Source organism: Flavitalea plasmicola (genome assembly GCF_030546645.1).
Lineage (GTDB): Bacteria > Bacteroidota > Bacteroidia > Chitinophagales > Chitinophagaceae > Puia.
Genome location: NZ_JAUOTO010000004.1, coordinates 405,930 through 429,315, shown reverse-complemented (window position 1 = coordinate 429,315; position 23,386 = coordinate 405,930). Strand labels below are relative to the sequence as shown.

Annotated in this window: 18 protein-coding genes; 10 read left to right on the top strand and 8 right to left on the bottom strand. The window is 50.4% G+C overall.

Annotation, left to right across the window (positions count from 1 at the left end):
* Position 1 precedes the first annotated feature (1 nt).
* Together Q4E93_RS15920 and Q4E93_RS15915 are read left to right on the top strand one after the other, a co-directional pair.
* Complete coding sequence (locus Q4E93_RS15920) at positions 2–2,467, top strand: contractile injection system tape measure protein (protein WP_303586822.1); 2,466 nt, start codon at positions 2–4, stop codon at positions 2,465–2,467.
* Positions 2,458–3,813: an ATP-binding protein gene (locus Q4E93_RS15915; RefSeq protein ID WP_303586821.1), complete on the top strand. Its 1,356-nt coding sequence runs from the start codon at positions 2,458–2,460 to the stop codon at positions 3,811–3,813. Before Q4E93_RS15920 ends, Q4E93_RS15915 begins: the two co-directional genes overlap by 10 nt.
* Before the next feature lie 25 nt (positions 3,814–3,838).
* Here the strand turns inward: Q4E93_RS15915 and Q4E93_RS15910 are convergent, their stop codons facing one another.
* On the bottom strand, positions 3,839–4,351 hold the full coding sequence (locus tag Q4E93_RS15910; RefSeq protein WP_303586820.1) for an eCIS core domain-containing protein: 513 nt from the start codon (positions 4,349–4,351) through the stop codon (positions 3,839–3,841).
* Between the two features lie 108 nt (positions 4,352–4,459).
* Here Q4E93_RS15910 and Q4E93_RS15905 point away from each other — a divergent pair, with 108 nt between their 5' ends.
* Positions 4,460–4,885 carry a hypothetical protein gene (locus Q4E93_RS15905; protein ID WP_303586818.1) on the top strand — a complete coding sequence of 142 codons (426 nt, stop codon included), beginning with the start codon at positions 4,460–4,462 and terminating at the stop codon, positions 4,883–4,885.
* 8 nt (positions 4,886–4,893) lie between these two features.
* On the opposite strand, the gene Q4E93_RS15900 is transcribed toward Q4E93_RS15905, so the two are convergent.
* The 4 genes from Q4E93_RS15900 to Q4E93_RS15885 all read right to left on the bottom strand — a co-directional run bounded on the left by Q4E93_RS15900 (position 4,894) and on the right by Q4E93_RS15885 (position 10,346).
* Complete coding sequence (locus Q4E93_RS15900) at positions 4,894–6,468, bottom strand: hypothetical protein (RefSeq protein WP_303586816.1); 1,575 nt, start codon at positions 6,466–6,468, stop codon at positions 4,894–4,896.
* A 6-nt stretch (positions 6,469–6,474) separates the two neighbouring features.
* Entirely contained in the window at positions 6,475–7,872 is a 1,398-nt protein-coding gene (locus tag Q4E93_RS15895; RefSeq protein WP_303586814.1) for a hypothetical protein, read from the bottom strand.
* Positions 7,873–7,920: 48 nt separating this feature from the next.
* Positions 7,921–9,270 carry an SDR family NAD(P)-dependent oxidoreductase gene (locus Q4E93_RS15890; RefSeq protein ID WP_303586811.1) on the bottom strand — a complete coding sequence of 450 codons (1,350 nt, stop codon included), beginning with the start codon at positions 9,268–9,270 and terminating at the stop codon, positions 7,921–7,923.
* A gap of 254 nt (positions 9,271–9,524) precedes the next feature.
* On the bottom strand, positions 9,525–10,346 hold the full coding sequence (locus tag Q4E93_RS15885) for a universal stress protein (protein WP_303586809.1): 822 nt from the start codon (positions 10,344–10,346) through the stop codon (positions 9,525–9,527).
* Between the two features lie 118 nt (positions 10,347–10,464).
* Here Q4E93_RS15885 and Q4E93_RS15880 point away from each other — a divergent pair, with 118 nt between their 5' ends.
* From Q4E93_RS15880 to dinB, 4 genes are all read left to right on the top strand, one after another.
* Positions 10,465–10,710, top strand: coding sequence for a hypothetical protein (locus Q4E93_RS15880; RefSeq protein WP_303586808.1), 246 nt, complete (start codon positions 10,465–10,467; stop codon positions 10,708–10,710).
* A gap of 183 nt (positions 10,711–10,893) precedes the next feature.
* Entirely contained in the window at positions 10,894–11,193 is a 300-nt protein-coding gene (locus tag Q4E93_RS15875) for a hypothetical protein (protein ID WP_303586807.1), read from the top strand.
* 220 nt (positions 11,194–11,413) lie between these two features.
* A complete protein-coding gene (locus Q4E93_RS15870) occupies positions 11,414–14,398 on the top strand; it encodes a DNA polymerase III subunit alpha (protein WP_303586805.1) in 2,985 nt (994 codons plus the stop codon).
* A 10-nt stretch (positions 14,399–14,408) separates the two neighbouring features.
* Positions 14,409–15,569, top strand: a complete 1,161-nt coding sequence (dinB, locus tag Q4E93_RS15865; protein WP_303586803.1) for a DNA polymerase IV — start codon at positions 14,409–14,411, stop codon at positions 15,567–15,569.
* Between the two features lie 192 nt (positions 15,570–15,761).
* On the opposite strand, the gene Q4E93_RS15860 is transcribed toward dinB, so the two are convergent.
* Both Q4E93_RS15860 and Q4E93_RS15855 read right to left on the bottom strand, forming a co-directional pair.
* Complete coding sequence (locus Q4E93_RS15860; protein WP_303586801.1) at positions 15,762–16,001, bottom strand: hypothetical protein; 240 nt, start codon at positions 15,999–16,001, stop codon at positions 15,762–15,764.
* 136 nt (positions 16,002–16,137) lie between these two features.
* Positions 16,138–16,407 (bottom strand): hypothetical protein, encoded by a 270-nt coding sequence (locus tag Q4E93_RS15855; RefSeq protein WP_303586799.1) that lies wholly within the window; start codon positions 16,405–16,407, stop codon positions 16,138–16,140.
* Between the two features lie 317 nt (positions 16,408–16,724).
* Here Q4E93_RS15855 and Q4E93_RS15850 point away from each other — a divergent pair, with 317 nt between their 5' ends.
* Entirely contained in the window at positions 16,725–17,033 is a 309-nt protein-coding gene (locus tag Q4E93_RS15850) for a hypothetical protein (RefSeq protein WP_303586798.1), read from the top strand.
* Between the two features lie 62 nt (positions 17,034–17,095).
* Positions 17,096–18,313: an exo-beta-N-acetylmuramidase NamZ family protein gene (locus Q4E93_RS15845; protein ID WP_303586797.1), complete on the top strand. Its 1,218-nt coding sequence runs from the start codon at positions 17,096–17,098 to the stop codon at positions 18,311–18,313.
* A 3-nt stretch (positions 18,314–18,316) separates the two neighbouring features.
* Here the strand turns inward: Q4E93_RS15845 and Q4E93_RS15840 are convergent, their stop codons facing one another.
* Positions 18,317–20,974 carry a DEAD/DEAH box helicase gene (locus Q4E93_RS15840; RefSeq protein ID WP_303586796.1) on the bottom strand — a complete coding sequence of 886 codons (2,658 nt, stop codon included), beginning with the start codon at positions 20,972–20,974 and terminating at the stop codon, positions 18,317–18,319.
* A gap of 381 nt (positions 20,975–21,355) precedes the next feature.
* On the opposite strand from Q4E93_RS15840, the gene fusA reads away from it, so the two are divergent.
* A complete protein-coding gene (gene fusA / locus Q4E93_RS15835) occupies positions 21,356–23,350 on the top strand; it encodes an elongation factor G (protein ID WP_303586794.1) in 1,995 nt (664 codons plus the stop codon).
* Positions 23,351–23,386 lie beyond the last annotated feature (36 nt).

Sequence of the window (23,386 nt, the reverse complement as noted above, 5' to 3'; positions counted from 1 at the left end):
TATGCCAACCTCTTACCATATCATCCAGCGGCAGATATTTGACATCGGTTTCTCCCGGGAAAAAGAAGCTTACGATCTGCAAAACAGGTTCAGCCGTCTGTTTTACAACGATGCCACGCCTGTAATGACGGATGTCTTCGATCGTCTGATCCCCGATGGACTGGTGCTGCGGCTGGATCAGCTGACACTGGACCTGGGCAGGATCCGGAATGACAGACTGGAGAAAGATTTCAGGGAGAGATTCACGCAGGCGCTGGAAAAAGAGCTGGAGCGCGCTCTCAATGAATATGCACGTCGCGAAAAGCCGGAATGGAACCAATCATTGACAGACTTGCTGCAATATTTTCTTATGACAGGCACGCTTCCCTGGTGGGCTGCTGGGGATTTGCTGGTTAATCCCGCAGCTGTGATAGACAGGTTGATACTGGACGATCCCTCCGGGCTGAAAAGCCTGCTGATCTATACAGGCCAGCGGGAATATGTAAGAAGGAGGCTGGTTTATCAATTTCCCGAAACAACCATCCGTTCGGTGGTGGAGACGCTGGAGCCGGATGAAGCTGCCTTTATCTTCGTTTACTACACCGATCTCATCCACATACAGTCGACGGAACAGTTTTTCCGGCGGGAGATCAACGAATTTGAAAAGGATCTCTGGATATTCATATTCACCTACCTGCTGGTGGACAGAGGCAGCAACTTTAACAGGAAAATATTTGTAAAAAGTACGCTGGGACAGATGGCCCGGCAGTACAATCTGGAATACGGTGAGCTGATCGCGCTCCTTTTCAGGGCCCTGGAATCCGCCAGCATGGCGCTTGTCAGGCGCAGTTCCCTGTCAGGGATAATTTCTACCTTATTTTATGAAGAAGAATATGCGGTAGAAAAGGGCTTGCCACAAAGCGCCGCCAGTCTGATGATGGAAAAGATGAATGTCATCCGCACCTACCTCTTGCATGGGAGCCTGACCGGGCTGGCTACATTATATAATGAGTCTGACTTATCCGAAATTTTCACCGGGCTGATGGCAGAGGCGCCGGACCCCACCTATGACATGATCCGGTCGATGAGCGAACGGGAAGGCATCTGGGCCAGGATCGTTCACACTTTCGACGAAGCCACGGTCAAAAGCCTGGTCCGGTTGAGAGAGCCCAACGAATCGGAGTTTATTTTTCACTATGCGAAAAGGCTGGAAACCTTGCAGCGTCAGAAATTCCTCGTAAAGACAGACAGCAGCAGCTTCTATCAATCGGTATGGGAGCTGATCCTTTCTTTTCTTTGGACGGAAAGAGGGAATGTGTTCAATAGCCGCGTATTCCTGGAATATAATATCCGGCGGATTTCGCGCCGCCACCAATTGTCCTATCGCCAGCTGCTGGCCTTCCTGGTCCAGGGCATCGGCCAGGATATCAGGTCGGAACGGGACAGTTCCCTTTTCCATTCGCTGGCCGTACTATTGAAAGGATGTGAAGAACCCCTGCATCCCGATCCATTCCGCAACAGTGTTCTGCCCTTAACCGCCGACGCCCCTTCGGACACCGGCTCGTTCCCAAAAACCAGTCCCCCCACGAGCGCGGTTCTGCCTCTCCATACCGCTTCTCCAAACGACTATCCATCTTCCCCGGGAGAATGGCTATCCGCATTGACCCATTTTCTTGCACACGGGCGATGGCCCGGGAAATGGATGCAGGCTGGTCACAACGAAGAAAGATTGCTGCAACAGACATTGCATTTATTATTCCGGGAAAGCCCTCTTACGCTGATGAAGTTACTAATGTCGGAAGGGGCGCCCCCGCCGGTAATACAACAAGCGATCCGCTCGCTGTTCGCATCAACAGGCCCCGCCCGTCATCTGGTCCTGCATATTATCCGGCTGGCAGGAGAAGAGCCCCTGCGATTACTGACAGCGTATATGGGGAGCGAGATCCTGCCGGCAGTCGAACAGATCTTAGTCAGCGAAATTGCTCCCGGGCCTATTTATATCCACAACGCCGGCCTGGTCCTGCTGCATCCTTTATTACCCCATTTCTTTGCGCGAATAGGACTGACAGAAAAGAACCAGTTCATCGATCAGGCGGCACGGCACCGGGCAGTACATCTGCTGCAGTTCCTCGTTGATGACGGGCAGGAGCATCCGGAACAGGGACTGGTACTCAATAAAATTCTATGTGACATCCCGCTTGAAGAAACCATTTCCCTGCAAATCACCCTTACGGAGATGGAAAAAGAAGTGGCAGGGCAGCTGATGGAAGTGTTGCGCCAGCAGTGGGAGAAAATGAAGAATAGTTCTGCGGAGGCACTAAGGCTATCCTTTCTGCAACGGGATGGCGCGCTGACTCCGGTGCAGGACGGGTGGCGACTACAGGTAGAACAAAAAGGGATAGATGTGCTGTTGCAATATCTTCCATGGAGCTGGAAACTCATCCGGCTGCCATGGATGAATAAAATATTAAATACAGAATGGACATAAATACTACGAGCGCCAACGCTGCCATCCTCACCAGAGAAATGGCATGGCTTGCGGAAGTGATGGACACCCGCATGAAATTATTCCATGGACAGGATTGCCATTATACTTCGATCAGCGAAGTTCCTGCACCGGACCTGTCCGGAGATCTCTCTTTATATAGCAAAGTGGTAAGGCATTACCGGATGACCCTCTCGGAACGTATCACTTTATTACTTGCCCTGGCGCCTCACCTGCAACCACACCTCCTGGATATCTTTTTCATCAGGAATGCGGACTACGACCGGGGATTTACAGAGTTCGGAGGCATCAAAGGACAGAATCATGGCGGCTTCCTTCCCACAGGCGAGACCGTAGCCTTTATCCTTGCTGCGGACAACCTCGAAAAAAGGTTTGTCCTGCTGGACCTGTTCGGGGAAGATCATTTTTTCCGTAAGTTCAATATACTGACCCTGGAGCATCCCCATGCCGGGGAACCTTTTCTCAGCGGAATGATCCAGATCTCGGCGGAGTACCTCAGCTATTTTACGAAAGGCGTGTCCCACCAACCTGATTTTAGCATCCGTTTCCCCGCCAAACGGATCCATACCGAAATGGATTGGTCCGGATTGGTGCTGGATGACAACACACTCCAGGGAGTACAGGAGATCCGGGACTGGCTGCAGTTCGGCGATACCCTCCTCAACGAATGGGGAATGTCGAAAAAGATCAAACCCGGCTTCCGCGCCTTGTTTCACGGACCACCCGGGACGGGCAAAACCTTTACCGCTACTTTGCTGGGCAAATCTTCCGGCCTGGATGTCTATCGCATCGACCTGTCGATGGTAATATCCAAATACATCGGAGAGACGGAGAAGAACCTGTCCAAGGTATTCGACCAGGCCGAACACAAACATTGGATATTGTTCTTTGACGAGGCCGATGCGCTGTTCGGCCGGCGTACCCAGGCCGCCAGTTCCAATGATCGCTATGCCAACCAGGAAGTGTCTTATCTCCTCCAGCGTATGGAAGACTTTCCCGGCGTAGTCATCCTGGCCACTAACTTAAAAGCCAACCTGGATGAGGCTTTCAGCCGGCGGTTCCAGTCCATGGTCTATTTCCCCGTGCCAGGGCCTGCGGAGCGTCTCCTGCTGTGGCGGCAATCATTCCCGGAAAATACAGTGCTGGAAGACGAAGAGGGATTGACAGCCATCGCGGAAAAATATGAAATGACAGGCGGCGCGATCATCAATGTCACGCGCTATGCCTCCCTGCTGACGATCAAGCGGGGTGCGAATATCATCCTGCACAAGGATATACTGACAGGTATCCGGAAAGAGTTCGGCAAGGAAGGTAAGACGATGCAGTGAAGAGGCTTAACAATTGGTTTAACAATTAGTCATGGCTTGCAGTCATGGCCTGCACAGCTTTCTGCCCCATCATATCCGCCTCCTTTTCCAGGCCCGGGTCGTCATTCACCGGTATGCTTTCTCTTAATTGCATGGTGGGTTGTACCCTTCCCTGTCTTTGTTGCACCACATGCCAGGCTTCATGCGGCAAATGCTGTTCCTGGCCAGGCCCGATATGGATGTCGCTGCCCTGCGCATAGGCAAGGGCATTGAGCTGGGCAGGGTGGGAAGAATTGTAATGTACCTTCACATCCGAGAGGTCGAAACCCGACATGGTTTCCATGCTTGTTTTCAACCCATCGGGCATACCAGTCCTGTTTTCCGGCACATCATTTCCTTTGGCCTGCAATAAGTTATCCCCCGACTGCACTTGCTGTATGATGGGCAGAGGAGACTTGGCCTGAAGAAGCCCCTGGTAAGGACGGGTTTTCGATAAATTATTCGCTGCGGCCTGGTCGCGGTAAGAAGAGTTGGAGATTTTTTCGCCACCGGAAAACATATGAAGAGGTTTAATGATTATCCTTAACAAATTACTGTTTTTCTCCGGAAGATCGAACTCCTTTTCTTATTATATTTATGTAGCCCCTTTTTTCATTAAAAACCTTATATGTCCCCGACCAGAATATCATGCTGGGTAGTATTGCTCCTGCTTGCCGGTTGCCAGTCTTATGACCGCTCTGCCAATCTTACCCTGATCAACCGCTCCGGCAAACCTGTTTATTATTCGGTTAGTTGTGATTCGTCCTACCGGGACCTGGAATTGAAAAGCGATTACCTTCTGAAAGCCCACGACAGCATTAAACCTTATTTGCTGTACGGCCCCGAAGGAAAAGGACCGGACAGGAATTCCTGGGTAAATGCGATCAACCGGGCCGATGACAGCGCCCTGCATGTATTCTTTTTTTACATTGATTTCAAGGACGACAAGAACCTCACAGATAGCCTCTACCACCTGATCATCCGGAGATTCGATTACAAAGTGGATTCGTTGAACAAGCTGCGCTGGAGAATTGAATATACCGCAGGGATATAATGCTTTTGTTAAACATCTTCCGGCTCCTCCCCAGGATAGCTGTAGCCTTTGTTATGAATTTTCACCCATTGTTTAACGGCTTCCGTCCGCAGTTCCACACTGTACTTGAGAAAAGCTATTCCGGCCGCTTCATCGCCCGTTTGGTATTTATTGAAAGCGCTCATGATGTCCGGGATCTCGTCCGGTGGTTTCAAAGGAGGGGGTTTCAAAGGACTGGCCTTGGAACTCACCTCCTCCGGATCGTGTATGATCGCTATTCTTGGTTTCCTTCTACGTGACTTCTTTTCTGTTCTTTTTTCCGTCACCTTCTCTCCCCGATCGATGCCCTGGCGCCCGGCTGCCCCTCCCTTCCACGGTTCGGGCAGGGGAATTACCGGTATTCCTACGCCCGTCACCGCCGATTCCAGCACATACCCTCCCTCAGTAAAATTGGATACCTCATAAAGAATACCAATCGTCCCTTTGGTGCTTCCTTTGATGTCCACTTCCGTTCCTTTTTTCAACACTACTACAGGAGTGGTTGCATGAAGGGAATTATAAAATCCGGTATCCTCTTTCAAAACCCCCTTTCGCAATGCCTGACTGGCATTCCATGCTTCGGCTGCCTCTTTAAAATTGTCGGAGGGTAACCCTCTCGATACCAGATAGAGAGGGAGGGGTTCTACTTTTCCACCTCTTCTTCTAAAGCCCCAACCCGCCGATCCATAGTAGGTGCCTGCCTGTTTTCCGTCGATGGCGAGTGCGGTCGTTTCAAACTGCAGCTCAAAATCACCATGCGACATCGGAGCTTGAGGGCCGTCAAGCAGGGTAGCAGGTTTCTTTTCCCCCGTCTCTGCATTACGATATCCGTGCTCACCCACGCCTTTATGCACCAACCCGGGATGAAGTAATACGTCGATCATGTGTTGTTTCATCGGTTGTTTTTGCCATTCCTCCACCGCCTCTTGCCTGACAGATTCTGAAAACGTTGAGAACAATTCCCCGGCGGTGTCGTTACCCTTTTGGTACGCATCAAATGCATTCAAAGCATTTACCACTGAGCTCCGGTCATTTGTCTCCTCTATCTTCACTGGTCCTTCCGGCTCTTCTCCGGGGTATTTCGAATAGCTTCGCTCTCGCGGAAGTTCAGTAGGTATTTTTTCTACAGGCGCCTGCCCGCCGGTCTCTTTCAGGGTCTGTTCACCGGGCTTGCCTATACCGGTCGCGTACAGTGGGTTCCGGGCAACTACAGATGGGCGATCAATGTGAAACCCTTTGGAGCTGGCTTGTTTCCCCTGTCGCTCGCTGAGAAAATAGGGCTTGTCCTGTTGACTCGACCGTACAATTTGCGTCATACCAATGGCAGTAGCATCGGTTTTTTCTCCAGGATCGTATGAAATGAATATTTCCACACCCACTTCATTGCCGTCCTCCTTGCGCACACTCAAATGCTTTTCATCAAATTCGCCCCAGTCCGTTTGAAACTTTCCCTGGATCACTGCTTCTATGCCTGATCTCATTTTACTGTTACTCCGGTGTTTCGACAAGCTATCAGCAACAGACCTGCTTCTATTCTCCTTCGATTTATCAGCGTGTGTATGCATAATATCTTATTTCTTTTTATTCGCCAGGTGAACCAATTCCCATATTCCGGAAATTACAGGCAGCAGGTCCCTGGGCCGTATGCTTAGATATTTCCTGAATTCAAATATGGGCAGCCTTTTACCGCCCTCACCGGCATCTGTCTTACTTCCATATCCTCCCAGCGACTCCAGTTGTGAGAAATCGTCGTTGCTGTATTTGCCTTTTGGATAGTTTGTATCCGACAGATAATCCTTGGGGGCTTGCGTCCCCCCCACTGTACCGCTTGCAGGGAGCAGCCCATCCAGCCATTCACCGATGGTAAGCGAAAGCCCCTGGCTGTCCTTAATAGATCCCCGGGGATAAACCTGTGATTCCAGTCCCACTTGCCGGGCATTAATGGTGGGAAGATAACTGTTAAGTATAACCATGATCAAAAACTTCAGCCTTTCCTTGTTCATGAGCACGGCCGCAGGCAGCTCATTGAAGACAGTGGCATAATCCGATCTGGCCAAAAAGGTAGTAGCGGATTTGGCATAAGGCAGCTGGTTGTCCCTTGCTGTGATGGGTATGGTCAGGATGGAAGTGATCACCGCGGCTACTTGTTCTTTGGCTCCTTTCGTTAGATATGGAAATAATATATTCACATAGTACTGGGCCTTTTGCAGCAGTACCGTCCCGCCTTTCCCATACTGGCGCAAATTAAAGGCCTTTACCGACTGCTCTTCTGTATCCGGATGATCAAGTCCCTTTGTTCTTATTGATTTGTGTTGTCTGTTCTCGTGCACGACCCCCATTTCGCCGGAGAGAAAGGCATGAAGTGCCGTAAGGCTGAGGCCTGCAGTGGCCTGTACGCTGCCTGATGAAAAATCGCCATACATTAGCACGTTGGGATCCCCGCCGATTGTATCTCCCGACACAGGATGCGTGGCTGTTGACAATATCTCCAGTATACTCAACACCTGGTATACGGTAGCTTGCAGATCGGTGAGGGTGGCGGGAGAAATATGGTCCACCTCTTTAATGCGTATTTCCACATCAAAGCCGACAGGTGTGCTGTCAACAGATACGTCAAACCTGTCGTAATCCGCAATAACATATCCTTTTTCAAGGTCAACGATAGGCTTTGAAGGCTCATCATCTCCAAAGAGACCGAGCGTCTTTTTTTTCTCCTTGGTAACTTTAGATGAAACAAAGCTGCCATCTAATTCATATTCAAAGCCAACAGCGCGCTGAACAACGAAACGCCCTATCGCAGCGCCAGGATCACTTCTAAGTTCCTGCACGGCCTCTTTCTTTTGCGGGATGGCTTGCGCCCTGCCTTGAATAGGAACTGCCGGCATGGATTTACCGCCGCGGGATCGCTGTGACGGTGTTTTATCGACCCGGGATTGATCCTTGCCGGCATAAGTAAAGGAAAAATGCATATCGGGCGCTTTAGCTTTAAATCATCTCCTGTATCAATATACTTAATTTTATTCAAAAATCCTGCGGAGATAATTCACCTGCCCGAGATGATAGTTTAAATGGGCCAGCAACTGCACCAATACATAGCTGACAGAAGTTTTCGGCTTGTCGAAGAAAATCGGGTATTCAGCCTCCATTTGCTCCTGCGTGAGCCCACTCACTGTTCCATTGATCATAGGGATAAGCGCTTCCAGCTGCGCCACCAGATCTTTTCTGGCCACGCCTTTCCTGGTAAATTCCTGGTCACGATCCCTGACATATCCGGTTTTTGCAAGCGTAGCTCCGATAAGGTAATTCAGGCCCCCAATGATATGTAATACAAGATTCCCGCTTGAGTTCTTCACAGATCCCTGCGTTCTCCACAGGTCTTCTTCATTCCTGAATAAGTTGACTTCTTCGATGAGCTTGCGGAGGTCTCTCTCATAAAAACTTGCCAGTATGCTATTCAACATAGAATAATATTTACCCATAAAACTACGCAATAGACCGTACTTATCCAGGCCCCGGGCTGGCCCTAATTGGTCAATGGCCGTAGCAGTCGCTAATACCTTCACGGCATGCATATCCGCCTTTACGATGTCCATTTTTGCATCCGCCAGTTCATACGCATCCTGCCCCAGGAATAAATGCACCGGTGGATTCAGTTGCCTCGATACGGTAATAAGTACCTCGGCTGCCTTCTCAGGATCGCCACTTTGATTGCCATTGATCTCCTCCGTGTGGGCGCTTTGTATCGCTCTGACAGTCTTATATTCAGCCATCTCGTGCCTGGGAACATTGATAGAGGTATCGCTGAGGAAATTCGTACGGAAATATCCCGGCATCACCACCGTAGCGTGAATGCCGAAATCCTTTATCTCCTGCGCCAGTGATTCGGTAAAACCCTGCACCGCGAACTTGGTGGCGCAATAGATGCCAAAGCCAGGGAAACCTCCCGTAAAACCGCCAATGGATGAAATGTTGAAAATATGACCCGACTGTTGCTTGCGCATATAAGGCAGCGCCTGGCGAATTACGTTCAGCGAGCCAAATACATTGATATCGAAATTGGCCCTTGCTTCCTCATCGGTCAATTCTTCCAGCGCACCCGCCAGGCCATAGCCAGCATTGTTGACGACAACGTCGATGCTGCCAAAATGGTCGATAGTGTCCGCGATGCTCTTTTGCACGCTGCCTTCATCGGCAAGGTCAACCGCCAGCGGCAGGAAAATACGGCCGTCATACCCTACAGCCTTTTGCAGCGCTTCAATATTGCGGGACGTAGCGGCGACGCGGTGCCCTTTGCTAAGTAGTTTTTTGACCAGGGCGAGCCCAAGTCCCTTGGACGCACCGGTGACATACCATACATTGTTTTTCATTGTGCTTTTTGTTTGCACAAAGCTACCACGGGATGCAGGGACCCTGTTTGCGGGATTGAAACAGGTAGTTGTAAAAATCAAACATTTCCAATAAAAAAAACTTTCCCCTTACAAATCTAAAAACCATCGTATTACGTATATAACTTTCGAGGCCTGGTTTAACCTTACTTAACGCTTGCGACAGGTTGTTTTAAGGGTCAAGACCATCCGGTAACGTAGGTTATCTGGATGGTCTTATTTTATACCCCACACCATCATGCATGTATGCTCATAACAGGTATAGGGCTGCGTTTAGTCAATTTCCTGGACTGGCTGACATGAAACTCAAAAAGCCTGTGCCTTTTTGGAAAAACCATGACCAGGTCTGCCTCATGATGGCCCAGGAACTGCAAAATACCCTCTTCGATCCTGGCGGCCCTGACATAATGCAGCTCCGGATGAAACTCACCGAACGCCCCCTTCCAAACTTCGGAAGGATACACAGCGGGCTCTTCATTAGCCGTGGCCTCCGTCTCGATGGTCAAAATATCGATCCTGGAACCAAAGCACCTGCGCATATCTTTCAGCAGGGGGAGCGAATAGGGGATCCCTGCACCGATATCCTTCGGCTCGCATGCCAGCAGGATACGCCGGAAATGGTGAAAGACACCCGTTTCAGGCACCACCAGTACGGGATAATGCAGGCTATGCAGGAGGGACGCTGCCGGGCTGGAAGCGAGGAATTTTTCAAGCGTAGTGCCTGCCGCACCCAGTACGACAGCATAAGGTCCCAGCTCCTGGCACAGATCTTTGATCTTTCCGGACACGCTGCCCACCTTCAGGATACATCTCACCGGCACCCTTTGAATAGTACGTTTCATTAACTCCGCCTTCAAACTCTCTAAATTCAATTCGGCGGAATCGACCATTTCCTTATAAAGCGACTCTGCCATCGGCATTTCCGTCGAGGCAACAGGTACCTGGATCACGTGGACAAGATAGAGCTCGGCCCGTATGGCCAGGGCCAGGTCAGCCGCATAGCGGGCGGCATTGACCGCATATTCGGAGAAATTGACGGGAACAATGATTGGTTTCATGATCAGATCGTTTTCACAAAACTAACAGCAGGAGAAGAGCTTATCTATGACTTTTATCGGCGCGTGCATGACAAAGATCAGTAAAAAAGCATGTTCCGGATTTTTCGTAAATTTATACATGATCCGGAACGCCGCCTTTGCCGTCTGGTTTGCCAGCCTGTATCTGCTGGCCTATATCATACTGCTGCACCAGGACAATCACACCCTGCGGCAGATAGCCGTCATTTTGCTGTTCTTGTCACCCATACTGCTGGCATGGCTGGCCTATGCCATCATCCGCTTCGGCAAGTTCACCGGCAGGGAATTACGGGAGGGCGAAGAATATGGGTATGGAGACTACCCATCCGACAAATTATCAAAATGAAATATATGGGTGTATCTCACTTCCCATTCACCTTTTTAAACACCCTTTTACGCTCTTAAAAACATACTATATAGTACTTCTGCACTAACTAATCAACCCTTCCACACATCACATTCCGGAGCGCAAAACTAACTTGTTCGGAGTTATTGCATCTCGTATTAGCTTATTTTCTTTCTTTACCAAATGTTAGACCGTGATCCTCGCTTCCGTGCTGTCCAGAGTATGCACAAAACCGGAGGACTGAAGTCCTTTAATGACATCTACCTCATTGTGCCCAAGACAGTCATTTCAAACAGGCTTGGGAAAAAGGTCGACCGCTTCAACGAGCTGATGAGCGATGTCGGCAAGTTTACATTGGATGAAGTAGCCTTTATTGCAGGCCTGTTCGAGATAAGCGTCAAAGACATGACTGACCTGTGGTTGAAAGAATATGCCATGCAAAAGGAAAACATTAAAACAGTAAAGAAAAAAGCTTTAAAATAAAAGTTTTGCGCCCTGATTTCCATAACCATTAGCTGGACCTTTCCTATTATCTCTGAACAGCAACGGCCCTGAAAGGGCCAATGCCCGAAAGCAACCTTGCTCCCAACCAGGCCATCTCAGATCACTGAGGTGGCTTTTTTTTTTCGCCATCGGCAGCCGCCCGGGATTACTAAATATGTTAGCATTGATTTAGTTTTACATTCGAATCATTCACCCACCCATGTACATCAACTGCAAAACATACTTCAGCTTTCACTACGGCACCTATGCAACGGAAGAACTCGTCAGGGAAGGAGTGGAACAAGGCGCCCGGGCCATGGCGCTGACGAATATCAACACTACCTGCGATGCCTGGGATTTTTTGCAATATTGCCAGGAACAAAATATAAAGCCCATCCTGGGCGCCGAAATACGCAATGGCCACCGGCTGCTATACATCCTCCTGGCCAGGAATAACCAGGGCTTCCGCTGGATCAACGAATTCCTGTCCCAACATTTGACAGCTAAAACGGCCTTCCCTGAGAAGGCGGACGAAAGTCCGTTCTTTGCCTGCCGGGAGGACGGATTTGTCATCTATCCCCTGCAAAGTAAAGCCCCTGAAGATCTGCTACCCAACGAATACATTGGCGTACAGCCGGCAGAAGTACGCAAATTACAACGTTCACAGGTAGACGCGTATGCGGGCAAATTCGTCGCCCGCCAGCCCGTTACCTTCCGGAACAAGACCTATTACAATTTGCACCGCCTCCTGAGGGCCATCGACAAAAATGTGCTGCTGTCCAAACTGCAGACAGAAGAACAGGCAGGCGAGCAGGAATATTTCCTGCCTCCCGATAAGATCATCGAAGCATTCCGGCAATACCCGTCCATCATTGTCAATACCTATCAGCTGATCGATGCCTGCCATATCACCATGACCTTCGGGAAGGATAAGAACAAAAAGGTCTTCAGCGCATCACAGGAGGACGATAGGATCTTACTTGAAAAACTGGCCCGCGATGGCTTCCTCATGCGCTATGGCGCAAACAAACGGGCCGCCGAAAGACTGACACGGGAATTAGGCATCATCGACGAAATGGGTTTCAATGCTTATTTCCTCATCACCTGGGACATGATCCGCTATGCGCAGAGCCGTGGTTTTTATCATGTGGGCCGGGGCTCCGGCGCCAATTCACTCGTGGCCTATTGCCTGCAGATCACGGATGTAGACCCCATCGCGCTCGACCTGTATTTCGAAAGGTTCCTGAATCCGCAACGCACCAGCCCCCCCGACTTCGATATAGACTTTAGCCATCGTGACAGGGACGAGGTCATCGATTATATGTTCAAGCGATACGGCAGGCAGCATGTAGCCCTGCTGGGCATGTATTCCACATTCCAGTATAAGGCCATCATCCGTGAATTGGGAAAGGTCTTCGGTCTGCCCAAGGCCGAGATCGATCAGCTGGCGGAAAAAGGATATTACAATGGCGATGCCCGGGGAGAGAACTTCATGAAAAAGGCCGGCGAAGGCCAGCTCCAACGCATCATCCTGCAATATGGCAAGCTGTTACAGAATTTCCCGAATCATCTCAGCATCCATGCAGGAGGCATCCTCATCAGCGAAGAACCTATCTCCGCCTGGTGTGCCGTACATATGCCGCCCAAAGGATTTTCCACCGCACAGATAGATATGTTCGTCGCGGAAAGCATTGGCCTGTTCAAGCTGGACGTACTGAGCCAGCGGGGCCTGGGACATATCAAGGAGTGCCTGCAGCTCGTTAAACAGAATAGACGTATTGACATCAATATCCATGAGGTTCAGAAATTCATGAAGGACGACAGGGTCCGGGCCCAGATCCGTACCGTGAATACCATTGGCTGTTTTTACATCGAATCGCCTGCCATGCGTCATCTCTTGCAAAAGCTGCATTGTGATGATTACAAAACCCTGGTTGCCGCCAGCTCCATCATCCGGCCGGGAGTGGGCAGGAGCGGCATGATGCAACAGTATATCTATCGGTTCCACCATCCCGGCAAATTTGAATACCTCCACCCGAAGCTGGAAGAGTTATTAAAAGAAACCTATGGCGTAATGGTCTACCAGGAAGACGTCCTGAAAGTAGCCCATTACTGGGCGGGAATGGATATGGCCGATGCAGACCTGCTACGAAGGGCCACGAGTACGAAATACAGGGGTAAGAAACATTTCATCCAGCTGAAAGAAAGGTTCTTCGCAAATTGCAGGCAGCTGGAGTATCCCGAAACTACCATCGAAGAAGTATGGCGTCAGATCGAGAGCTTTGCCGATTTCAGCTTCTGTAAAGCGCATTCGGCAAGCTTTGCCGTAGAGAGCTATCAGAGCCTCTTCCTGAAGACCTATTACCCCATGGAATTTGCCGTTGCCGTGATCAATAATTTCGGCGGCTTCTACAGCCGGGAGCTTTATTTCTATGAGTTGATGAAGACAGGCGCCCGGGTACACCCTCCCTGTGTCAACCACAGCGATTATTACACGAATATCACCGGCAGGGATGCTTATGCTGGTTTCATTCACGTCAAGGGACTGGACCAGCAGCTGACAGAGAAATTCCTGGACGAGCGGCATCGTGGCGGCCCTTACCTGCACCTGGCTGATTTCATCGAGCGTACGGGCATCACCGCGGAGCCCCTGGAGCTGCTCATCCGGGTAGGCGCTTTGCGCTTTACGGGAAAAAGCAAGAAGGAGCTGCTCTGGGAGGGGGATTTCGTACAAAAGAAGAACAGGGCGCTGGCCCCGGCGCACCAGGCTTTGTTTAAAGAAGCGCCCATGACCCTGACCCTGCCCGATCTCCCCCTCCATGAGCTGGACGACATTTACGATGAGGTCGAGCTGCTGGGCTTTCCCTTGCGTGATCCCTTTTCCCTGGTGGATGATGATCCGGCAAAATACACGCCGGCCAGAGAGCTGTCACAACACGCAGGGAAGATAATCACCGTGCTCGGCTATCATGTGACGCATAAGCCGGTACGTACGATAAAAGGCGAGACAATGAGCTTTGGGACCTTCCTGGACCATAATAAGGATTGGATCGATACGGTACATTTCCCACCGGTGCATGCAGCCCACCCTCCCCAGGCAGGTTTCTACAGGATCACAGGTAAGGTAATGGAAGAGTTTGGCGTGTATAGCATCGAAGTGACAGGGATTGAGAAGGCAGGTATTAAAAGCAGGATCACTAACTAATTCGAATAATATGTTTCTTAATCCAAATAGGCATATAGCCCATTTTGACCTGGACGCTTTCTTTGTTTCGGTGGAATGCCTGAAAGATTCCAGGCTCAAAGGCCGGCCGCTGATAGTCGGAGGTTCCGGCGACCGGGGCGTGGTTGCCGCCTGCAGTTATGAAGCCCGGAAGTTTGGTATTCACAGCGCCATGCCCATTAGGATGGCCCGCCGGCTATGCCCCGAAGCTCTCATCATCAGGGGTGATATGGAGTCGTACGCCAAATACTCCAGGCTCGTAACGGACATCCTGCGGGACGATACGCCGCTATTTGAAAAAGCATCTATCGACGAGTTCTACATTGACATGACAGGCATGGACAAATATCATGGCTGCAGCCTTTTCGTCGAGAAGCTGAAGAAAAAGGTACTGATGGAGAGTGGCCTGCCCATCTCGTATGGGCTGGCAAGTAATAAGCTCATCAGCAAAGTAGCCACCAATGAGGTAAAGCCCAATGGGCAGATAGAAATTCCCTTTGGGGAAGAAAAAAATTTCCTGGCGCCTTTGAAGATAGGCAAGTTGCCCGGCATCGGCCAGGAGAATGCGGGCAAGCTCATCCGGCGGGGAGTGGAGACCGTAAGGACGCTGGCAGCCATCCCGGTTGAAATGATGGAAACTTTATTCGGCAAGACAGGCATCGACCTCTGGCGAAAAGCCAACGGCCTTGACGACTCTCCAGTCATACCTTACCGTGAGCAGCGATCTATTTCCACGGAACGGACCTTCCAGACGGATACCATTGATCTTAAATTCCTTCATGCCGAGCTGGTCCGTATGACAGAAGCCATCGGCTTCGAGCTGCGGTCGCAGAACAAGCTGACAGGGTGCGTGACGGTAAAGCTGCGCTATTCCAATTTCGATACCGTCGTCAAACAAAAGACCATCGACTATAGCAATGCAGACCTGCTGCTCTTACAGACGGCGCAGGAGATCTTTGAGAAGCTATATGACAGGCGCATGCTCATAAGGCTCCTGGGGATTCGTTTTACACGCCTCGTGCCGGGAAATTATCAGATCAAGCTGTATGAGGACACGCAGGAGAATATCAGGCTATATCAATCCATCGATCATATAAAAAGGCGCTTTGGAGAACAGTCCCTTATGAGAGCCGTAGGTGTTCCGCGTCACTGACCCAGCCAGGCACATAAAAAACAGAACCCCTGTGGAAACAGGGGTTCGTAACCAAAACTAACTGCTTATGAGAAAATTTATCTGTTCTGTTATGAAAGATGATATTCAAATCATCAACACAAAGGTAAGTCGGTTCCCGGTTAGCATTCTGTTAATAAGCCGGTTTAATTGTTAAAATAGGTAAAAACCCCTTCATTTTTTAGACCTGAAGGAAGCATCCCGCTCCCGCAGGATATAAGCCACCACCTCCGGATGATCAGCAGGCACATTTTCGATCCTGATATCCGAGATGGCCAGCCTGCCAATGGTATCCCTCGCCTTTTGCCACACCTGTGCTTCCACTTGTTTATAGGTCAGACTCTCCGGAAAATGGCGGACACCGGAATATTTCAGTCCGTTTTGCTTTATTACGGTAATTCGGAAGTAGGGCATAGCCGGTAATGGGTTCTATAGATAAAAAAGCCGGCTTTACAGCCGGCTTGATTGGAAAGGTCGTGATAAGGGTCTGCCTGGTGTTAATAGGAAAGGCGCCAATAGGCAATGGTCATGGTACCCAGGGTGTGCATCACTATTTGTTGTTGCGTTTAGCCAGTTCTGCTTCCACTAACTTGAACATCTCCGCCGAGGTCAGCCCGCATAGCCGGGCGATGATCAGCAGCTCCTTTACGGTAAAATCCTCCACCTTATTGATTAACTCGGTAAAACGAGGACCTCGTTTCCCCAGATCAGCCGCGACAACCGATTTTTTAATAAACTTGAAGATATCCGGAAAAGAGTGGATTTTCCCTTCATTCAGCATCGGTTTAATGACTTCATAACGCGGATCCCGTGGTCGCATAGTCAAAGAAAAGGTTAAAAGATTTTCCCAGGTTTCTCTATGCAGTTTTTTCTCATTTTACCTGCCGCTTTTTCACTTTTTCTCTGCTGTTCTTTCACTTTTTAGATACCAATTTCACCTTTTCTGCGATCCCGGACTTCCTTATCCCGGTCAACACCGGGCCTATGCTGGAAAACAAAGCAATAGGTAATTTTTACAATCCAAAAATACTAAATTTATTGGAATATTAAACTAATTTAATTAGCATTTTTTCATGACGGGCTTTCCGGAGCACATAAAGACCGCCTGCGTTATCTTTGGAGGCAAAAGCCAGCATTATGCCTTCTCGTTCCCTTTCCGAAACCACCTCGCCTGACCAACGGTATATTGCTATACATGACGCTATTAAGACAGGAAGTATTACCCGTTTTGCTCAACTCCTTGATTATCTGCCAGAAAGCGAATTTGCGGCCCTCTTAGACCTCGATTCAAAGCGGCTTGGTCAACTCATCCGGGATCCTGAACTCATGCAGGTAAAGCAGTTGGCAACGCTGGCGGGGCTTTTCAACGTGGATTATCGGGACTTGCTGCCCTTGCTGATACGGCATAACGATGACAATAATTCAGCTTCTCATAAAAATGTATAACGTTGTTGCAAATACGCTCAAAATACTTTTTGTATCTTTCCGGAAACCTAACGCAACGTACCATGCTCCTAAAGTGGCAGTTCCCCGTACTACTGTTCCTCTCCATCCTATCCATAAGCGCAGGCAGCATAATTGAACCAATAGCGCCTGGGCGCCAACCCATCATCACCGGAGCTGACCAGACAGCCGCCTATTTACCCCTGTTAAAAGGTAAAAGAGTAGGCATGCTGGTAAATCCTACTTCCGTTATACACAACCAATCCATCGTAGACAGCTTACACAAGCTGAAGGTCGATATCCGGGAAGTATTCGGTCCCGAACACGGCTTCCGGGGGAAAGCCAGCAATGGCGCCAAAGTATCCGATGAGATCGATTCGGCGACTGGCATCCCCATCATCTCCCTTTATGGCCGCAAAAGAAAGCCGTCCAAAGAAGATATGGAAGCCATAGACATCATGGTCTTCGACGTCCAGGACGTAGGGTGCCGCTTCTATACCTATATCAATACCCTCAGGGATATCATGGAGGCATGTGCCGAATCCGGGAAAGAACTGCTGATACTCGATCGCCCCGATCCCAACGGCTATGTCGACGGCCCCATCCTCGACATGAACCTGAAGTCCGGCATCGGCCAGTTCCCTATCCCCATAACCCATGGAATGACGATCGGAGAGTTCGCCCAAATGATCAATGGCGAAGGTTGGCTGCCCAACAAAGCGCAGTGCAAGCTGAAGATCATAAGAGTGAAGAACTATGCTCATAGCATACACTATGATCTGCCGGTAAATCCCTCCCCCAACCTCAACACCCAGCAGTCCATCCTGCTCTATCCTTCCCTGTGCCTGTTCGAAGGCACCATCATCAGCCAGGGCCGTGGCACTCATATGCCTTTTACCATATTGGGCAGCCCCGACCTGAAAGGGAAATACGCTTTTTCCTTCACACCCGTCAGCCTGCCCGGGATGTCCGAAACGCCTTTGCACCAGGACCAGCAATGTTATGGCCTGGACCTGAGAACATACAATGCTGACGGCCTCCGCAAAGCAGGAAAGATCAACATACAGTGGATGATAGAACTATATAAAGCCTATCCGGCCAAAGAGAAATTCTTCGATCGCACGTTTAGCAAACAGATGGGTGATATTAATAAACTGGCTGGAACTACAGCTTTTAAAGACCAGATCATCGCCGGTAAAAGCGAAGAAGAGATCCGCAGGAGCTGGGAACCAGGATTAAGCAAATACAAGCAGATGAGAAAAAAATATCTATTATATCCATAAGGTCTAAAACAACCTCCCACCCTCCCTCACCTTCAATCGCCCCGCCAGCTGATCGAAATACCGGTGCTTACTCCAAACCTTCCTGTTCCCTATCACATACAACCGCTCCTTAGCCCGCGTAACCGCTACATTCAACATATTAGGACTTTGAGCCACCCAATTCCTTGCCTGAATACTCCCAGGCATGGTCCCTAACACCAGAACTACGATATCCGCTTCCTTCCCTTGAAATGTATGGATCGTCCCGCAGGTTACCCGACCCTTTTCATAAAATCGCTCCCGGCAAACACGGGCCACACTCCTGAAAGGGGAGATGATATACACCCGCCCCGGAAAGTAAACAAGCTGCTGAAGCAGATCCCCCACCACTTGTATCTCTTCGGCAATCACATGTCCCTCCAGCGATGTCCCTGTAGCAACATCTATCCAGCCGCTTTCACCGGTAGGGACATCAGCTACGGCCTCCTTCCGCACGGACACCATCTGTCCGTTATACGCAATACGATTGGCAATAGAGAACATCGGTTCGCCACATCGCCGGTGAGCGCGTAAAGGCATACCCGTCCAGGTATCGGGCCTTCCAATATAGGTCCCATATGCGGTAACCCGGTCCGCCAGGAACTGAGCTGAATGACAGAGGGGGTTCCAGCAATCCTCGGTAATGCCATAAACACTTTGCAACAGTTGCCCCAGCCCGGCAGGGATGGTGACGACCGGTGGGATCTGCAACGTATCCCCGATGATGATGGCTCTTTCACTCCGCCAGATAGCCCCGCAAGCTGCCGCCGGCGTCGCCTGTCCCGCTTCATCCAGCAGCAGCCAGCCAATGGAGCCCTGCCCCATCAAAGGAAATTGCCGCTGAAAGGAAGCCAATGTCACCGAAACGACCGGGATACAAAAGAAAAAGGTATTCCATAAGGTGGCGGCAATCCCTTCGTCCATAAAGTTCATATGCTTATTCGACAGCATGTCGACAAAAGCGCCAAGATTACAGTTAAAGCTCCGCGCATTGACCTTGATCGCCCACTCATGTAGCTCCAGACTGCGTAAGAAGATCCTGCTCCTGAGAATATTGATTTTGCGTGAAGAATATGGCCTCATGCGGTGGATCTGAGAAAAGGACAGGTCCGTAAACCCGGCACCAGGTAGTTCCGCCGCACCGATGCCATACCTGGCAAACAACGCCGAAGCCAGCTCCTCCAAATCCTCCCCTCCCGAAAGCAGCCGCTCATGATAAGCGCAAGCGAGTGCGCTAAAAGCCGCATATTCATCCAGCAGTTCCTGTAGTTCCCCGGCCGTCTCCTCATAATGAGCCAGGCTCCTTTTATAAACACCAACATCCAAAGACGCTTCCTTCAAATATTTGCCAAAACCTTTCCCTTTATTGAACCAAAACCGGTTGACGAATACCGCCCTGTTCTCCGACCTCCCCAGCACCGCGCTCATCATACCCCAGCTGGGCTCCTCGCCGAGAAAGGCAGCCATCTCAGAGAAATATTCCGCTTCCCCGAAAGTCTCCCGGTCGATACTCCCCAACAGCGGTAATTCCCTGGAAATATTTTCAATCGCCGTATTGTTATTGCTCGTCACCACGACACCGTCATTGCCAAAGACCTCCCGATCGATGGTATAACAGCCCGTTCTATCGACAATGCCTTTCCATCCTCCGGAAAACAGCTCCGTGACCTTCCCTTTCAATAATCGCTTAGCCCGGCCAACAACGACATCCGCGATCACCTCCCGCAGTAAGGTCGTCTTACCCGTACCCGGAGGTCCATTGATCCCCAGCAAGGTCGATCTTTCCCGCAAGCCTGACATGGCCAACCCCAATGCAGCCTGCTGACCCGCATACAAGCCATGATCCGGAGAGGAAGGCCAACGTCCGGCAGACAAATAAGCCGGATGCAATGCCTCCAGCAGAACACGCCTGTCCAGCAGATCACGACGCGAACCCGTATCCACCACAGCATTCAAAAAGGTCTCCATCGGACCGCCCATCCCTGAGCTGCCGATCAATGTATTCAGATCGTGCAGATAATAACTATTGAGAAAAGGAGAATCCGCATTTGCTCCGGCGGCTACAACCTCCGAAATACATACAACGCCTTCCTGCACCGGCAATGCCTTCCGCGTCAACCTCCGAAGATGATCCAGCTCCTTTTCCAACACTTTCCAATCCGCTATACGAACCTCCTTATCCAATCCGAATCGTACCAGGTATGATGTCTGTGCCTCCTTCAAAAGCCCGGGCAACTCCTCGAAATCCATTCCATCCTCGATGACCTTTATCCCATAAATAAAGCCGGCCGGCGTATACCCCCGCTCCGATGGCCGTCCCGACCCGTCCAGCACCAACGCCGAAAGACAGGTAAGGCCATACACAGGCTCTCGATACTCCTTCGATCCGGTAAGCTTTGCCAACAGATCGACGACTCCCCCTTTTAAAACGGTATGAAAATATAAGGTATGCTTCCACTGCTTGCTTTCAGGGACCGCGGGCAACTCACCTGGCTCCCAGGGCAGCCGGACCGGCGGCCCCAACACCGTATATCTCTTGTTGTCAGTATCTTGAAAAGCATAAGGAATATCAGGCAACGTAAACGTCTCAACGGAGCGCCAAAACTTCAACACGTTCGTGGAGTGATCTTGCATAACAGGCATAAGGTGCACAATTCATGAAATAGTAAGTTAAGGATTTGTCGTTTATATTTTTTTATATACTTTTGCTGCCGATAAGCAATTTTCATGCTGAACAACCTCATATATCGATTAGGGACATTGGTAGCCACAGCTATCAAGGCTATTATTGCCAGCACCCGTATCGTCTTTATTAAGAACGGGGAGGCAATCGCATTCCCGGCTCCAAGAGGCTGACTTTCCTACTTTTTAGCATAGTATATAGGCCTCTTCTCCGAAGCGGCCTTTTTTATTTGTCTCCCCTACGTTATCTGATATTATCATTATCCCACAATGGAAGATGGGTCAGCGCCTCGCTGCAATCTCCCAAAAGGGAAGCTTTTATTCATTTCTCAAAAACAAAATATGAAACGCAGAAATATAGGGATCATGGCACACGTAGACGCAGGCAAAACCACCGTAACGGAACGCATGCTTTATTACACAGGTCTTACCCATCAGCTCGGCAACGTCGATGAAGGCAATACCATAATGGACACCGATCCGCAGGAAGAGCAAAGAGGCATCACCATTTCATCGGCCTCCATCACTACGTACTGGAATTACGCCGGAAACCAATGCTGCATTACACTGATCGACACACCCGGTCACGTGGATTTCACAGCCGAAGTAGAACGGTCGCTGCGCGTATTAGACGGCGCCGTCGCTGTGTTCTGCGCGAGATCCGGCGTCCAGTCGCAGTCTGAAACGGTATGGCATCAAGCCGACCGCTACCAGGTGCCACGGATCGTTTTGATCAATAAGATGGACCGTCAGGGCGCTGACTTTGCACAGGTGGTACAGGAGATCAGGACAAAACTGCATGCCAACGCAGTCCCCGTGCAATTACCCATTGGCTCGGAAGATGATTTCAAAGGGGTCATTGATCTGGTAACCATGACGGCGTTAATATGGCATAGCCCGGATGGAAAAACCTATGAGACAACAACAATTCCATCAGACGGGGCGTTGGCCGCTGAACATGCCCGCCAGCACCTGATGGAAGAGCTGGCGTTGGTGAACGAAGCTTTTTTTGAGCGCTTCACGGCCGATCCCACAGCCATCACGGTGCAACATATCCGCGATGCGTTGCGCACTGCAACGATTGAAAGACGGCTGATGCCGGTCTTATGCAGCGCCGCTTATCGGAACAAAGGAGTACAGCCGTTGCTGGACGCCATCGTACAGTACCTGCCGGCGCCCGAAGACCTGCCCCTTATAAATGGTACAGATCCTGCATCCTTTGCAGGCCTGGTATTCAAGATCGTCACAGACGACTATACAGGCAAGCTGGGCTTGATCAGGGTATATGCAGGCATACTGCAAGCAGGTGATACTTTGTGGAATAGCCGCACAGGCAAAAGGGTTCGGATCCATCGGCTGCTGCGCATCATGTCCAATAAATATGAGGCCATCCAACAGTTGGAAGCTGGTGACATAGGCGCGATCCTGGGGGCAAAGGACCTTCGCACAGGCGATACCCTGTCGAGCCCGGATCACGCCGTTACTCTTGAACCCATACGGTTTCCGCATCCAATGATTGGGTTCGCTATTGAAGCACGATCCGCTAAGGAAAGCGTAAAATTAAGTGAAGCGCTCTCCCGGCTGCTGGAAGAAGATCCAACCTTATCGGTGGAGATAGACGCCAGTTCCGGGCAGACCATCCTCAAAGGAATGGGTGAGCTCCACCTGGACGTGGTGCTGGAGAAGCTGAAAAGTGATTACCAGGTTGAAGTTAACAAAGGCCAGCCGCAGATCGCCTATAAAGAAGTGTTCACACAGTCCGTTACGCACTGTGCCACTTATAAAAAGCAGAACGGCGGCTCGGGGAACTTCGCTGAGATCCACTTTGAGCTTTCTCCTCGCTCCGACGGGCAATCGGGGCTGGAATTCATCGATGCCATTCGCGGAGGAGCGATCCCCCGGGAATTCATCGCATCTGTTCAAAAGGGATTCACGGCAGCCATGGGCACGGGCGTATTGGCCGGCTATCCTGTGGACGCCATGCGCATCCGTTTGTTCGATGGTATGATCCATGAAAAGGACTCCCACGCCCTGGACTTCGAACAGGTGGCGCATATTGGGTTCAAGGCGGCCGCCGTCCAGGCCGGCCCCAAACTGTTGGAGCCCGTCATGTGTGTAAATGTCACCGCACCCCAAGAATATACGGGTGCCGTGACCAGCGATCTCACCAGGCGGAAAGGTCAAATTAAGGAAGTAGAAGCAAGACTTTCGATGCAATGTATACAGGCATCAGTGCCCTTATCCCGCTTGTTTGGATATATCACGACGCTGAGAACATTGACAGCGGGAAGAGCCTCTGCTTCAATGAAATTCGAACAATATCAGTTGGCAACTTAGCTGATAGAGGATGCCTCCATAACGAGGCATCCTCTT

Bases quoted from the DNA above. Each gene is read 5' to 3' on its own strand.
- Q4E93_RS15920 (WP_303586822.1), top strand. From the start codon at position 2: ATGCCAACCTCTTACCATATCATCCAGCGGCAGATATTTGACATCGGT.
- Q4E93_RS15915 (WP_303586821.1), top strand. From the start codon at position 2,458: ATGGACATAAATACTACGAGCGCCAACGCTGCCATCCTCACCAGAGAA.
- Q4E93_RS15910 (WP_303586820.1), bottom strand. From the start codon at position 4,351: ATGTTTTCCGGTGGCGAAAAAATCTCCAACTCTTCTTACCGCGACCAG.
- Q4E93_RS15905 (WP_303586818.1), top strand. From the start codon at position 4,460: ATGTCCCCGACCAGAATATCATGCTGGGTAGTATTGCTCCTGCTTGCC.
- Q4E93_RS15900 (WP_303586816.1), bottom strand. From the start codon at position 6,468: ATGCATACACACGCTGATAAATCGAAGGAGAATAGAAGCAGGTCTGTT.
- Q4E93_RS15895 (WP_303586814.1), bottom strand. From the start codon at position 7,872: ATGCATTTTTCCTTTACTTATGCCGGCAAGGATCAATCCCGGGTCGAT.
- Q4E93_RS15890 (WP_303586811.1), bottom strand. From the start codon at position 9,270: ATGAAAAACAATGTATGGTATGTCACCGGTGCGTCCAAGGGACTTGGG.
- Q4E93_RS15885 (WP_303586809.1), bottom strand. From the start codon at position 10,346: ATGAAACCAATCATTGTTCCCGTCAATTTCTCCGAATATGCGGTCAAT.
- Q4E93_RS15880 (WP_303586808.1), top strand. From the start codon at position 10,465: ATGATCCGGAACGCCGCCTTTGCCGTCTGGTTTGCCAGCCTGTATCTG.
- Q4E93_RS15875 (WP_303586807.1), top strand. From the start codon at position 10,894: ATGTTAGACCGTGATCCTCGCTTCCGTGCTGTCCAGAGTATGCACAAA.
- Q4E93_RS15870 (WP_303586805.1), top strand. From the start codon at position 11,414: ATGTACATCAACTGCAAAACATACTTCAGCTTTCACTACGGCACCTAT.
- dinB (WP_303586803.1), top strand. From the start codon at position 14,409: ATGTTTCTTAATCCAAATAGGCATATAGCCCATTTTGACCTGGACGCT.
- Q4E93_RS15860 (WP_303586801.1), bottom strand. From the start codon at position 16,001: ATGCCCTACTTCCGAATTACCGTAATAAAGCAAAACGGACTGAAATAT.
- Q4E93_RS15855 (WP_303586799.1), bottom strand. From the start codon at position 16,407: ATGCGACCACGGGATCCGCGTTATGAAGTCATTAAACCGATGCTGAAT.
- Q4E93_RS15850 (WP_303586798.1), top strand. From the start codon at position 16,725: ATGCCTTCTCGTTCCCTTTCCGAAACCACCTCGCCTGACCAACGGTAT.
- Q4E93_RS15845 (WP_303586797.1), top strand. From the start codon at position 17,096: ATGCTCCTAAAGTGGCAGTTCCCCGTACTACTGTTCCTCTCCATCCTA.
- Q4E93_RS15840 (WP_303586796.1), bottom strand. From the start codon at position 20,974: ATGCCTGTTATGCAAGATCACTCCACGAACGTGTTGAAGTTTTGGCGC.
- fusA (WP_303586794.1), top strand. From the start codon at position 21,356: ATGAAACGCAGAAATATAGGGATCATGGCACACGTAGACGCAGGCAAA.